Genomic DNA, 13,623 nt, shown 5'->3' with positions numbered 1-13,623 from the left:
GCGGCGCGTCTCGAACCATGAGGCCCGGAACGGCTGGAAGTCATATGCAAGCTCTGGAACAGAGGTGATATCCAAGGTTGGCGACGAAGAGTGACTGGAACATGAACCTGCGTGTATCAATCGTCGTACTTGTCGCAGCGTGGTTCGCCTCGTTCGCTGCCACGGCCGGCGCCGCGGAGGTGCTGCCGGCCCGCGACGTCTGCCAGCCGACCACCGCGGCCAGGACACGCGACGGCAATTGCGTTCCCTGCGCCGTCGGACCGATCTCGACCCGCCCAGGCTTCCTGGCGCTGCTGGAGCAGGTACGCACGCGGCGCGCCGCCTTTGCCGACATCGACCGTCGCATCGACGGCGCGAGCGGAGACCCGGAGGTGCAGAGCCTGCTGCAGGGACGCAACCTGGCCCATGCACTGTACGGTTCTGACGCGGATTTCATCGCGGGCGGCAACGCCTCGCGCTGTCTCACGGGGGACAACGAGGCTGCGCGTGCCAGGGCGACGCCAATTGCCTGCGACGCCATTCCGCGCGAGGGGCTGGTGGTGCTTCTGACCGCGGGCCAGTCGAACATTTCCAACACCGGCGCGCCCGATCAGAGTGGCCGGTTCTATCAGCCTCACAACCGGTTCTACAATTTCGACCGCTTCGACGGCCGCTGCTACGTGGCGCGCAATCCGTTGCTGGGAACGACGGGCGACGGCGAGAACGTCGCCACCCGGCTGGGCGACGAATTGATCGATCGCGGGCTGGCGAAGACGGTGCTGATCGCGCCGGCCGCGATCGGCGGCACCTATCTGGAGGAGTGGCGCGCCCGCGGCGGCAAGTATTTCGAGGTGCTGCTCGCAACCATCGCCGGCCTGCGCGACGCCGGTCTCGAGCCGAGCGCGGTGCTCTGGCATCAGGGCGAGTCCAACGCCTTCGCCTTCTCGACGAACGGGGCGGAGGACGGCACGCATCTGCAAGTCACCCCGAAGATGAAGGAAGCGGGCCGGCTGTCGTACTTGCGGAACTATCTGGAGATCGTCGCCGGCCTGCGGGCGGCCGACGTAACGGCGCCGATCTTCGTGGCCACGGCGACGCTTTGCGGCAGCATTCCCGACGAGATCATACGCTCGGCGCAGGCTGTCGTGCCGAACCCGGCGCTCGGCGTCCATCCTGGCCCGGATACCGACCAGATCGGGCTTACGCTGCGCCACGACGGCTGCCACATGAGCCGTGCCGGCACGGAGCTGCACGCGCGGATGTGGGCGGATCGCCTCGCCGAGTTCTGGAAGTCCGACGCGAGAAGACCTTGACCGGAAACGGACGGCTACCCCAGCCGCTGATCCCGCACGTCCTGAGTGGTCTCGCTCGCCGATTTCCTGGCGGCCTTCTCCGCGCCCTTCTCAGCGCCCTTGCGGCTCGCGATCGCCGCGACCTTGCGGCCTGAGATCTCGCTGCCGGCGTCATCCGGCATCTGCCAGAACAGGATCGACGACAGCGCCGAGGTGATGGCGACGACGATGAAGGCGGGCGCGAAGGACGAGGCGGTGAGCTGGCTCGCCCCGTGCATCCACATCGTGGTCTCCACCGAGAACGCGCCGACCGCGACGCCGGCGGAGATCGCGAGCTGCTGGTTGACACTGGTGAGCGTGGTGGCGCGGCTCATCTGCGCAGTCTCGACCTCGGCATAGGCCACGGTGTTGATCGCTGTGAACTGCAACGAGCGGAAGAAGCCGCCGACCACGAGAATGATCAGGATCAGCAGCAGCGGCGTCGCCGGCGTGAACAGCGCGCAGGCGGCGAGGAAGACCGAACTGACGACGGCATTGATGGTCATCAGATGGCGGAAGCCGAAGGCGCGGATGAGGCGCGCGGCCAGCGCCTTCATGCCCATCGCGCCGGCCGAGGAGCCGAAGGTGACGAGGCCGGACTGGAATGGCGACAGCCCGAAGCCGAGCTGCATCAGCAGCGGCAGCAGGAAGGGCAGGGCGCCGATGCCCAGGCGAAACATGAAGCCGCCGACGATCGAGGCGCGCAGGGTCGGCAGTCGCAGCAGCGAGAAGTCGAGCACCGGCGAGTTGGTCCGCCAGGAGTGGCGGACATAGAGCGTCATCGAGATTGCGCCGATCGCGACGAGACTGCCGACCACCGACCATGGCAGCAAATTGAGGCCGGCGACGGAGAGGCCGAAGGCGAGACCGGCGAGGCCGATGCCCGCGAGCACCATGCCGGTGAGATCGAACGGCTCGGGGTTCTCGCTCTTGATCGGATCGATGAAGCGCAGCGCCATGATGATGCCGACGATGCCGATCGGGATGTTGATCAGAAAGATCCAGTGCCAGGAGAAATAGGTGGTGATGAAGCCGCCGACCGGCGGCCCGATCACCGGGCCGATCAGCGCGGGAATCGTGACCCAGGCCATCGCGCCGACCAGCGCGCTCTTGTCGACGGAACGCAAGAGAACGAGACGCCCGACCGGCGTCATCATCGCCCCGCCCATGCCCTGCAGGATGCGCGCGAACACGAAGTTCTCGACCGAGTTGGCAAAGGCGCAGCCGATCGAGCCGATCATGAACACGGCGACTGCGCTGGAGAACACGCGTCGCGCGCCGAAGCGGTCGGCGGTCCAGCCGCTGGCCGGGATGAACACCGCGAGCGACAGCAGATACGAGGTGATGGCGAGCTTCAAGGTCAGCGGGCTGGTGCCGATGTCCCTGGCGATCGCCGGCAGCGAGGTCGCGATCACCGTGGAGTCCATGTTCTCCATGAACAGGGCGGTGGCGACGATCAGCGGAATGACGCGTTGCTTGTTCATCGGATGTCGGCGGCGGGGGAGGGCAGGCGGGCGGTGCGGCTTTAACACCCTGCGACGAACGAGGCCATTGCGCTGCTGGCATGGCCCCCTAAATGCAGCGCGACGCTGTCGCGTCCCCGCTTCCTGGAGATGTGCCGATGATCTACCTGCTCGCCGCCCTGGTGCCGCCGCTGGGCCTGCTGCTCAACGGGCAGCCGTTTGCGGCGGTGTTCAACTTGCTGCTCTGCGTGGTGTGCCTGGTCCTCGGCCTGTTCTTTCACGTGCTGCTGCTGGTGCCCTCGGCTCACGCGCTGATCGCCGTGCACATGCGGCGGGAGGACCGGCGGCACCGCGAGGTGGTCGACGCGATCCGGCGCTACGGCCCGCCGCCGGGCGCCTGGCGCTGAGGCGCGGGTCCGGAGGCAAGCGGAATTTCTGCTCCGGATTCAGGGTATTCACGATCTTTTATTGCGCGCGGCGCGCGAATGAGGGCCGGTCTGGGCCGTTCTTCGCAATCGCGGGAGGACAGCGGATCGGCCCTTTGATTCGTCACAGGCCCATGCTATCGACCCGCGTCAACCCCACCGATGGGCACCGATTCGACGGCGAGGCATGGTCTCGACGGCGGCGTCGCTCATCCGTACCCGCATCGCGGCCGTTTTGGCCGCAGACAAGGAGTTGACGATGGCGACCGTCCAGACACTTCGCGAAGCCTTCACCTTCGACGACGTGCTCTTGAAGCCGGGCCTCTCCGATGTGCTTCCCTCCGAGGTCGACATCCGCTCGCGCGTGACGCGCGAGATCCCGCTCAACATTCCGATCATGGCGTCCGCCATGGATACCGTCACCGAGGCGCGCATGGCGATCGCCATGGCGCAGGCCGGCGGTGTCGGGGTCATCCACCGCAATTTCGATCCCGAGGGCCAGGCCGCCCAGGTGCGCCAGGTCAAGAAGTTCGAATCCGGCATGGTGGTCAACCCGCTGACCATCTCGCCCGACGCGACGCTCGCCGACGCGCTGGCGCTGATGAAGGACTACGGCTTCTCCGGCATCCCGGTGGTCACCGGCGGCGGCAAGGGCATCCCCGGCAAGCTGGTCGGCATTCTCACCAATCGCGACGTGCGCTTCGCCACCGATCCGCGCCAGAAGATTTCCGAGCTGATGACGCATGAGAACCTCGTCACCGTGCGCGAGGGCGTCGGCCAGGACGAGGCCAAGAAGATCCTGCACAAGCACCGCATCGAGAAGCTGCTGGTCGTCGACGATCAGTACCGCTGCGTCGGCCTGATCACCGTCAAGGACATGGAGAAGGCGGTCGCGCATCCGCTTGCCTGCAAGGACGGCCAGGGCCGCCTGCGTGTCGCGGCTGCGACCACCGTCGGCGAGGGCGGCTTCGAGCGCACCGAGCGGCTGATCGAGGCCGGTGTCGACCTCATCGTGGTCGACACCGCGCATGGCCATTCCTCGCGCGTGCTCGAGGCGGTCAACCGCATCAAGCGGATCTCCAACGCCGTGCAGGTGATCGCCGGCAATATCGCCACCCGCGACGGCGCGCAGGCGCTGATCGATGCCGGCGCTGACGCCGTCAAGGTCGGCATCGGCCCGGGCTCGATCTGCACCACCCGCATCGTCGCCGGCGTCGGCGTGCCGCAGCTCACCGCGATCATGGATGCGGTCGAGGCGGCCAAGAAGGCCGATGTGCCGGTCATCGCCGACGGCGGCATCAAGTTCTCCGGCGATCTCGCCAAGGCGCTCGCCGCCGGCGCCGACGTCGCCATGGTCGGCTCGCTGCTCGCCGGCACCGACGAGACGCCCGGCGAGGTGTTCCTGTGGCAGGGCCGGTCCTACAAGGCTTATCGCGGCATGGGTTCGGTCGGCGCGATGGCGCGCGGCTCGGCCGACCGCTACTTCCAGCAGGACATCAAGGACACGCTCAAGCTCGTGCCGGAGGGCATCGAGGGCCAGGTGCCGTACAAGGGCCCGGTCGGCAACGTCATGCACCAGCTCGCCGGCGGCCTCCGTGCCGCCATGGGCTATGTCGGCGCCAAGGACCTCGCCGAATTCCACGACAAGGCCGAGTTCGTCCGTATCACCGGCGCGGGCCTGCGCGAGAGCCACGTCCATGACGTGACCATCACCCGCGAAAGCCCGAACTATCCGGGCGGGGCGTGAGCGAGAAGGCCGCCACGCGTCCGTCATTCCGGGGCAGCATGACGCGCGCTTTTGCGCGGCGTGCTGAACCCGGAATCTCGATATTGTCTTGCGCAATCACCTTTGCGCATCACCTCTGGATTCCGGGTTCGCGCTGACGCGCGCCCCGGAATGACGGAGGAGAGATCATCATTCCCTCGGCAACGATAAGAACATCAGGAGGAAACACCATGTCCCAAGCCAAGCGCATCGTTCTCGCCGCCCGTCCCGTCGGCGAGCCCAAGCCGTCCGACTTCCGCCTCGAGGAGCACGCCGTTCCGACGCCCGGTGCTGGCGAAGTGCTGCTGCGCACGATCTGGCTGTCGCTCGATCCGTACATGCGCGGGCGCATGAGCGATGGGCCATCCTATGCCCAGCCGGTGCCGGTCGGCGGCGTGATGGAGGCGGGCACCGTGTGCGAGGTGGTGGCCTCCAACAATCCCGGCTTCAAAGCCGGCGACATCGTGCTGGCGCGCGCCGGCTGGCAGACGCATGCGATCTCCGACGGCAAGGGCCTCGCCAAGGTCGACCCGGCGCTGGCGCCGATCTCGACCGCCGTCGGCGTGCTCGGCATGCCCGGCATGACCGCCTATACCGGCCTGCTCGACATCGGCCAGCCCAAGCCGGGCGAGACGGTGGTGGTCGCCGCGGCGTCCGGCGCGGTCGGCTCGGCCGTGGGCCAGATCGCCCGGATCAAGGGCGCCCGCGCCATCGGCATCGCCGGCGGCAAGGACAAATGCGACTACGTTCGATCCGAGTTCGGCTTCGACGACTGCCTCGACCATCGCGATCCCGATCTCGCCGCCAAGCTCAAGGAAGCCTGCCCGAAAGGCATCGACGTCTATTTCGAGAATGTCGGCGGCCCGGTGTTCGAGGCGGTATTCCCGCTGTTCAACGCCTTCGCCCGCATGCCCGTCTGCGGCCTGATCGCCCATTACAACGACACCCAGTCGGTGGCGCCGAAATGGGCCGGCGCGCTGATGCGCAACGTGCTGACCAAGCGGCTCACCATCCGCGGCTTCATCGTCTCCGACTTTGGGTCCCGCCATGGCGACTTCCTCAAGGACATGTCGGCCTGGGTCCGCGACGGCAAGGTCAAGTACAAGGAGTTCGTCACCGAGGGCCTGGAGAACGCGCCGTCCGCGTTCATGGGCCTGCTGAAAGGTGCCAATTTCGGCAAGCAGCTGGTGCGGGTCGGGCCGGACAAGGCCTGAGCCACTCCTGATGTGATTCTTAAGCCTGTCCGGAAAAAAGCGGGAACCACGGGCGCATATCGGGAGTCCTGAGGGAACCGGTTCATCCACGAGGGCCCGGCATCATGCCGGGCCTTCGACATTCCCAGGGGGATTTTCGATGTCGCTGACCATGGTGCTGCTGCCCGTCTTCGTCGAGGTCGGGCTCACCTTCGCGCTGCTGTTCTGGAACAGGACGCGGGCGCAAGCCACTGACGCCGCCGACGAATTCGGCCTGCCAACCCTGTTCTACGCCCTGATCGCGATTGCGCTGCCGCTGCGGCACGCCGATCTGGTGATCGTGCTGCTGTCCTGGGTGTTCGTGGTGACCCGCTTCGTCAATGCCGGCCTTGTCGGCGGCGCCAAGGACAGCCGCCAGCGCGGCCTCGCCTGGACCGCCTCGGCGCTGGTGCTGCTGGCGATGTGGCTGTATTTCGCCCTCAAGATCCTTCTCCTGATCTAGAACTGGACCCTGAATGACCCCCGCCGCCCGGCTGTCCGCCGCCATCGACATCATCGAAACCATCGAGGCCGACAGGGCGCCGGCGGCCAAGGCGCTGAAGGACTGGGGCACCAGCCACCGCTTCGCCGGCTCCGGCGACCGCGCCGCCATCGCGGGCCTCGTCTGGGACGTGCTGCGCCGCCGCGCCTCCAGCGCCTACCTGATGGAGGACGACACGGCGCGTGCGCGCGTGCTCGGCATGCTCAAGCTCGAGCGCGGCCTCGATGTCGCGACCATCGGTGCGATGTGCGACGGCAGCCGCTTCGCCCCGCCGCCGCTCAACGCGCAAGAGGAGAAGGCGCTGGCCACGCGCACCACCGAGGGCGCGCCGCCGCCGGTCGCCGGCGACTATCCCGACTGGCTTGATCCGTATCTCGCCGCCGTGTTCGGCGACGACCGCGTTGCGGAAGCCATGGCGATGGCCAGCCGCGCGCCGCTCGATTTGCGCGTCAACACGCTCAAAGCCAAGCGCGACAAGGTGCAGGCCTCGCTGAAGCATCTCGGCGCTGTGCCGACGCCATGGTCGCCGATCGGCCTGCGCATCACGCTCGGCGCCGACGCCCGCAATCCCGGAATCCATGCCGAGGAGGATTTCATCAAGGGCGCCATCGAGGTCCAGGACGAGGGCTCGCAGCTCGCGGCGCTGTTCACCGCCGCCAAGCCCGGCGAGCAGGTGATCGACCTCTGCGCCGGCGCCGGCGGCAAGACGCTGGCGCTGGCCGCGATGATGGGCGGCAAGGGCCGCCTGATCGCCACCGATCACGACAAGCGCCAGCTCGCGCCGATCCACGAGCGGCTGTCGCGCGCCGGCGTCCACAACGCCGATGTGCGCAGCCCGAAGGGCGACGCCGACCCGCTCGCCGATATCAAGGCCTCGGCCGATCTCGTCGTCATCGACGCCCCCTGCACGGGCACGGGGACCTGGCGCCGCAACCCCGACGCCAAATGGCGCATGCGCCCCGGCGCGCTCGAGATCCGTCTCAAGGACCAGGCCGAAGTGCTTGATCGCGCTAGCACCCTGGTCAAGCCCGGCGGCCGCATCGCCTACATCACCTGCTCGGTGCTGCAGCCCGAAAACGGCGACCAGGTCCGTGCCTTCGTGGAGCGCCACCCCGAGTTCTCCATCCAGCCCCCCGACCAGACCGCCACCGTCCTCTGGGACAAGTCCGAGGCCTTCGCCGAGGCCGCGCTAAAGACGCCGGAGGGCTGGCTGATGACCCCGCGCCGGACGGGTACGGACGGGTTCTTCGTGTCGGTGCTGAAGAAGCAGGCGTAGCCGCACCCACACCGCCGTAGGGTGGGCAAAGGCGCTGCCGCGCCATGTCCGCGCACGACAATGGCAATGGCGTCGTGCCCACCGTGTCGCCGCGGTGAACGCCGCCCGACGGTGGGCACGGCGCGCACCGGCGTGGACCAAACGGAAGGCCTGCCACGCGCCTTTGCCCACCCTACGGCCCCCCGCCGCGAACATTCCCCGCTGTCGTCCCGGGCAAGCCCCGCGCGCGTAGCGCGTGGGGCACCGACCCGGGACCCATACTCCGCGGCCGTCGTCTGGCGCGAGCTGTGGCCACAGCGTGCCCGAGCCCCGCGTCCTGTGGCTATGGATCCCGGCTCGGCGCGAACTGGCGCAATGCTGCGCATTGCCCCAGTCCGCTTGGCCGGGACGACAGCGGTGGGTGGGGTACGCACCGGTGAATCGCTTGCTGGCAAGGGTTGCGAGTCCTCCCGCCGCGGCGTAATTCCTTGCCATGACAGCCCAGCCCAACACCCCCGCCAGCGCCGCCGCCGACACCTCTGTGGCCGCGCTCCACGACAAGATCCTGATCGTCGATTTCGGCAGCCAGGTCACGCAGCTGATCGCGCGCCGGGTGCGCGAGGACGGCGTGTATTGCGAGATCGTGCCGTTCCAGAAGGCGGAGGCCGCCTTCCGCGAGATGAGGCCTAAGGCCGTGATCCTCTCCGGCGGCCCGGAATCGGTCCATGAGGAAGGCTCACCGCGCGCCCCGCAATTGATCTTCGACTCCGGCGTCCCCGTGATGGGCATCTGCTACGGCCAGATGACGATGGCCGCCCAGCTCGGCGGCACCGTCGAGGGCGGCCACCACCGCGAGTTCGGCCGCGCTGACGTCGAGGTGAAGACGGAAAGCCGCCTGTTCGAGGGCGTCTGGCAGACCGGCGAGCAGCACCAGGTGTGGATGAGCCATGGCGACCGCATCACCCAGATGCCGCCGGGCTTCTCGGTCGCCGGCGTCTCGCCGAACGCGCCGTTCGCCGTGATCCAGGACGAGGCGCGCAAGTACTACGGCCTGATGTTCCACCCCGAGGTGGTGCACACGCCTGACGGTGCCAAACTGATCCGCAACTTCGTCCGCAACATCGCCGGCCTCGGCGGCGACTGGACCATGCACGCCTTCCGCGCCGAGGAGATCAAGAAGATCCGCGCGCAGGTCGGCAAAGGCAAGGTGATCTGCGGCCTGTCAGGGGGCGTCGATTCCGCCGTCGCCGCGGTGCTGATCCACGAGGCGATCGGCGACCAGCTCACCTGTGTGTTCGTCGATCACGGCCTGCTCCGGCTCAACGAGGCCGAGACCGTCGTCGATCTCTTCCGGCACCACTACAACATCCCGCTGGTGCATGTGGACGCGTCAAAGCTCTTCCTCGGCGAGCTCGCAGGCGTCACCGACCCCGAAGCGAAGCGCAAGACCATCGGACGCCTCTTCATCGACGTGTTCGAAGCGGAAGCGAAGAAGATCGGCGGCGCCGATTTCCTGGCGCAGGGCACGCTCTATCCCGACGTGATCGAGAGCGTCTCCTTCACCGGCGGCCCCTCGGTGACGATCAAGTCGCACCACAATGTCGGCGGCCTCCCGGCCCGCATGAACATGAAGCTGGTCGAGCCGTTGCGCGAGCTGTTCAAGGACGAGGTCCGCGTGCTCGGCCGCGAGCTCGGCCTTCCCGACGTGTTCGTCGGCCGCCACCCGTTCCCGGGCCCGGGTCTCGCCATCCGCTGCCCCGGCGAGATCACGGTCGAGAAGCTCGACATCCTGCGCAAGGCCGACGCCATCTACATCGACGAGATCCGCAAGGCCGGCCTCTACGACACCATCTGGCAGGCCTTCGCCGTGCTGCTCCCCGTCAAGACCGTCGGCGTCATGGGCGACGGCCGCACCTACGACTACGTCGTCGGCCTGCGCGCCGTCACTTCCACCGACGGCATGACCGCCGATTTCTATCCGTTCGACATGAAGTTCCTGGGCAATACGGCGACGCGCATCATCAACGAGGTGAAGGGCGTGAATAGGGTGGTGTATGATGTGACCAGCAAGCCGCCGGGGACGATTGAGTGGGAGTGAGGGGCGTAGGAATCATTGAATGGTGATCATTGCTATGCGATGCTAAGGGCTCCCTTGCCCCAACGCTTTCTTTGGCACTCTCGGACGCATAGCGAGTGAGAAAATGACTTTGGACATTCGGGGGAGCCTTAAGAATTCCAAGATAAGCTCAAATCAGTACATCGTGTTTGAAGAGTTGATTTCCAATGCAATTGACTCATTTCTAATTCGCAAGCACGTTGATGGCTCAGTTGCTGATTTGAAGGTGGAGGTCGCCGTCGAGTTTGTGCGCGCTGATTTGCTAGAGGATCTGGAATCGATTGTTATCTCTTGCAAGGACAATGGATGCGGATTGGGAGATGATCAGGTCCAGGCGTTTGTGACCAAGGATACATCCTACAAAGATGATCTTCCGATCGATGGAATCGGAAAGTGCAAAGGTGCAGGCCGGATCCAATTTTTTCATCATTTTTCGGCTTTGTTCGTCGAGAGCTACTTCAAGAGAGGTAAGGAAATCGTTCGGCGCGTGATGCGTTTTGCCGAACCAAAAAAGCAAATCAACGCGGACGATTTCCAATCTAACGTGGTGGATGATGGTCAACTAGGAACCTTCATCAAGCTTGAGAATTTTAAAGAATCTGCCAGAGCTCGTATGTCTCACGGCGAGCAGTTGAGTAGCCTGTTCTCAGCGCGCGCTCTCAAGAAGCAAATGCTCGTGGCCTTTCTCCAAAGGCTCGTTAGCCTTGAAGGTCGCCTTGGAAATTTTGAAATCAAATTCACTGCTAGGCACTGGAAGAGAGATGTGGAAGTCGAGGTGTTGGCCCGACCCGACTTGCCAAAAATTACATCTGACAAAGTCGTAATGGTAGAGGAGCAGGACCCCAAGACAGGGCAGGGCTTGGGATCTTATCAATCCTTCAAAATCTCCCACTATCAACTGGATCGCTCGATATTCGATCTTGCTAAGAATGCGATTGCCTTCTGCGCCAAGTCGTCGCCCGTCAAAGATATAACTTCTCGGTATCTTCGTACTCGCACTGAGCAGAATAGGCCAGTGGGTGGGTTTAGTCATATTGTGTTGATCGAGAGTGACTATCTCGATAGGCACGTCAATGAGCAGCGGGACGACTTCGAGGGCATTCCACAGGTGGTCCCCAACGAAGATTTTTTCTCGTCAGAGCGCTTATCTTATGGAGGGATCTACCAAGCTATAGACCCAGTTGTCGAAAGCATGGTTGTTCCGGCAGATTGGCGTAAGGATGCCGTGGTAAAGGAGGTGGCTGATCGTTTCGGCGTCAACGAAGCCATGCTGCATGATACATCTACGCGTATTGTCTATGGCGAGACGGCCCAAGCGGTAGCAGAGCGTGTACTCAAAAAGTATCAAGAGCGAGTCATAGATGAGACCGCGGAAATTTTCAGTCTGAAAGAAGAAATCATAAAATCTGAGCCGGATTCTGATGAATTCAGATCCAAAATTAACGAGCTCTCCTGGAAGTATACATCTTCGCTAAAGAACTTCGATATGGCCAATCTTTCGCAGTTGGTTGTGCGTCGCGCAGCCATAGTCGAAATACTTGAGTTGGCTTGCAGCAGGAGCTTGACAATACAGAAAGCTCCACGTGGAGGTAAGCGGAAAGATGAGGCGATAATTCACAGTATCTTTTTTCCGATGAAGGCCGATACTCAAACAGTGTCGGATCACGACATTTGGCTTCTGAGCGAGGATTATCAGTACTACGACTATATTGCCTCAGATGTTCCCCTTGCGAGTATCGCCTGGAATGAACGTGAGACAATTTTCAGTAGCGATATCGACGAGGCGTTTCGGGCATTACTCAATAAACGTGTGGTCGACAATCGGGGTAAGCGCCCGGACATAGCGATCTTTAGCAAAGAAGGCTCGGTAATCATTGTGGAATTCAAGGCGCCGGGCGTCTCGGTTGATGAGCATATTGGAGATCTTTCGGAATACGCCCATTTGCTTGCGGCAAAATCGGGTGGGAAGTTGAAGAAGATATACGGGTATCTCATAGGTGATACAGTAAATTCGTTGCGGCTCAGTGGGAGCTGGACGCCGTTTCCTACTGGGAACGGCTGGTTTCAATCTGGTCCCCTGATTGATCCGTATACGCGGCAACCTCTAGGCGAAACGTACTTTGAAATACTTCACTTTGGTGATGTGATAGAGCGCGCCAGGAGGAGAATTAGAGTCTATCAGAGCCGTTTGAAGCTCGACCTTCAGAGGGCTGGCCGCTAGCGTTGTGCCTTGCCTCCGGGAAGTTTTTTCATGACGAAGTGTCACTTGCATTCGCGTTCGCGAGGGTAAGTCCGCAAACTAGTTCGACTAATACAGAAGCTCCGTCTGGGCCGCCAGGGATTAAGAGAGCGGTAGCCATTGGAAAGGGCGCTTCGCTTCTGATCTCGTTGACGGTGCGGACGAAACGCTTGTCCGCTGATATAACGTAATCGCAGTCCGGAAGATAAGATGATAGTTGTTCGTCTACCGGAGTGCCGTCGGTCCATTTCGTAAATGTTTGATGGTAAGAGAAGGCCCATCGGAGCCATTGACGTGGGACCGCGTTCTCGGCGCACGACTGGATCCAAAAATCTGTCCAGAGAGAAGGAGCCATGTCCTGCGGATCGATCTTGAACCACGGGACAAGCCAGTCTCGGTAGGGGTTACCATCTTCCTGAATGTGAGAGGCAAAAGCTGCCAACGCGGGCCAACGCCAAGCTGAGACTTCGCTGCCCGGAGGTTGGTTTGCAAATCGTCCCATTAAGTCTTTGAGAGCGAGAGGTCCAATTCGCTTTCGTTTGCTGTCCGCTTGAACTGATTTAGAGTCAAGGCGTGCTCGCTCAAGTCTGTCGGTGAGGGTTGCGTTCGCCATCCAATCAGGATGCTCACGAACACGATTCCAGAATCCAAGCCCCGACAGCTGTTTGCCGACTCTCATTCTCCGGGTCCAATCTCGAACATTTCTCCGATAGTCTGACAGATCAGGATTTGGTGAGAGCCAATTTGGGCGAACACGACCTATCTCCGCTCGGATTTCCTCGCATTCCAAAAATGCCTCAGGCATGAGCCTAGTCCATCTCGGGGCGGTCTGTATCCTGAGAATAAGATTGCGGAGCGCGATGTTTTCAAACCGCAGGGTCTCATAAACGACGGCGGGAGCAATCGCAATTTGCGATCCGCTGCGGGACAAAGCGGACACCAGTTGTCCTTCCGCGTTAGTGTCGGCGATGGCCCGCCATACATTGGTGTCAAGGAGTATCGTAGCGGCCTTCATACTAATCGGCCTCGGCCAAGAGTTGACTGATGTCGCGGTCTTGAGTCAAATATACGGGGTCCTGCGACAAGCCCGAGCAGGATGGCGTAGCTGATATACCACTTTTCCGATCGTGACAGCGCTGAATCTATTGCCCGGATGCCTGCCCGACGGGCAATCCTTGCATGCTGCCCATACGCCAACTGCCCGTCGTGCCAGTTTGTCTCGCACTTCTCCCTTGCCACGTCGGGCAAATCACCTCCACATTCTCGCGCATCCCGGCTCGCTGAAGAGGGACGTTTCGCGATCGTCACGAGCGTCG

9 protein-coding genes are annotated in these 13,623 nt (G+C 63.2%); 8 read left to right on the top strand and 1 reads right to left on the bottom strand.

The window, feature by feature from the left end; genetic code table 11:
• The first annotated feature begins 101 nt into the window (after nt 1-101).
• Nucleotides 102-1,292 carry a sialate O-acetylesterase gene (locus QX132_RS14590; protein WP_316161671.1) on the top strand — a complete coding sequence of 397 codons (1,191 nt, stop codon included), beginning with the start codon at nt 102-104 and terminating at the stop codon, nt 1,290-1,292.
• Nucleotides 1,293-1,306: 14 nt separating this feature from the next.
• On the opposite strand, the gene QX132_RS14585 is transcribed toward QX132_RS14590, so the two are convergent.
• Nucleotides 1,307-2,794, bottom strand: coding sequence for an MDR family MFS transporter (locus QX132_RS14585; protein ID WP_316161669.1), 1,488 nt, complete (start codon nt 2,792-2,794; stop codon nt 1,307-1,309).
• Nucleotides 2,795-2,931: 137 nt separating this feature from the next.
• Between QX132_RS14585 and QX132_RS14580 the strand changes: the two genes are divergently transcribed.
• From QX132_RS14580 to QX132_RS14550, 7 genes are all read left to right on the top strand, one after another.
• Nucleotides 2,932-3,180 carry a hypothetical protein gene (locus QX132_RS14580; RefSeq protein ID WP_315797695.1) on the top strand — a complete coding sequence of 83 codons (249 nt, stop codon included), beginning with the start codon at nt 2,932-2,934 and terminating at the stop codon, nt 3,178-3,180.
• 277 nt (nt 3,181-3,457) lie between these two features.
• On the top strand, nt 3,458-4,945 hold the full coding sequence (gene guaB / locus QX132_RS14575; RefSeq protein ID WP_316161668.1) for an IMP dehydrogenase: 1,488 nt from the start codon (nt 3,458-3,460) through the stop codon (nt 4,943-4,945).
• A 209-nt stretch (nt 4,946-5,154) separates the two neighbouring features.
• Entirely contained in the window at nt 5,155-6,177 is a 1,023-nt protein-coding gene (locus QX132_RS14570; protein ID WP_316161666.1) for an NADP-dependent oxidoreductase, read from the top strand.
• A gap of 139 nt (nt 6,178-6,316) precedes the next feature.
• Nucleotides 6,317-6,658, top strand: a complete 342-nt coding sequence (locus QX132_RS14565) for an MAPEG family protein (protein ID WP_316161664.1) — start codon at nt 6,317-6,319, stop codon at nt 6,656-6,658.
• 13 nt (nt 6,659-6,671) lie between these two features.
• Nucleotides 6,672-7,973 (top strand): RsmB/NOP family class I SAM-dependent RNA methyltransferase, encoded by a 1,302-nt coding sequence (locus QX132_RS14560; RefSeq protein WP_316161662.1) that lies wholly within the window; start codon nt 6,672-6,674, stop codon nt 7,971-7,973.
• A 472-nt stretch (nt 7,974-8,445) separates the two neighbouring features.
• On the top strand, nt 8,446-10,050 hold the full coding sequence (gene guaA / locus QX132_RS14555) for a glutamine-hydrolyzing GMP synthase (RefSeq protein WP_316161660.1): 1,605 nt from the start codon (nt 8,446-8,448) through the stop codon (nt 10,048-10,050).
• A gap of 103 nt (nt 10,051-10,153) precedes the next feature.
• A complete protein-coding gene (locus QX132_RS14550) occupies nt 10,154-12,289 on the top strand; it encodes a hypothetical protein (RefSeq protein ID WP_316161659.1) in 2,136 nt (711 codons plus the stop codon).
• Nucleotides 12,290-13,623: the final 1,334 nt, after the last annotated feature.

Origin of the sequence: Bradyrhizobium sp. SZCCHNRI20481 (genome assembly GCF_032485055.1) — a bacterium.
Lineage (GTDB): Bacteria > Pseudomonadota > Alphaproteobacteria > Rhizobiales > Xanthobacteraceae > Bradyrhizobium.
This window is presented reverse-complemented; position numbering and strand designations above follow the sequence as displayed.

Coding starts and splice junctions, on each gene's coding strand:
- QX132_RS14590 (WP_316161671.1), top strand. CDS start 102: ATGAACCTGCGTGTATCAATCGTCGTACTTGTCGCAGCGTGGTTCGCC.
- QX132_RS14585 (WP_316161669.1), bottom strand. CDS start 2,794: ATGAACAAGCAACGCGTCATTCCGCTGATCGTCGCCACCGCCCTGTTC.
- QX132_RS14580 (WP_315797695.1), top strand. CDS start 2,932: ATGATCTACCTGCTCGCCGCCCTGGTGCCGCCGCTGGGCCTGCTGCTC.
- guaB (WP_316161668.1), top strand. CDS start 3,458: ATGGCGACCGTCCAGACACTTCGCGAAGCCTTCACCTTCGACGACGTG.
- QX132_RS14570 (WP_316161666.1), top strand. CDS start 5,155: ATGTCCCAAGCCAAGCGCATCGTTCTCGCCGCCCGTCCCGTCGGCGAG.
- QX132_RS14565 (WP_316161664.1), top strand. CDS start 6,317: ATGTCGCTGACCATGGTGCTGCTGCCCGTCTTCGTCGAGGTCGGGCTC.
- QX132_RS14560 (WP_316161662.1), top strand. CDS start 6,672: ATGACCCCCGCCGCCCGGCTGTCCGCCGCCATCGACATCATCGAAACC.
- guaA (WP_316161660.1), top strand. CDS start 8,446: ATGACAGCCCAGCCCAACACCCCCGCCAGCGCCGCCGCCGACACCTCT.
- QX132_RS14550 (WP_316161659.1), top strand. CDS start 10,154: ATGACTTTGGACATTCGGGGGAGCCTTAAGAATTCCAAGATAAGCTCA.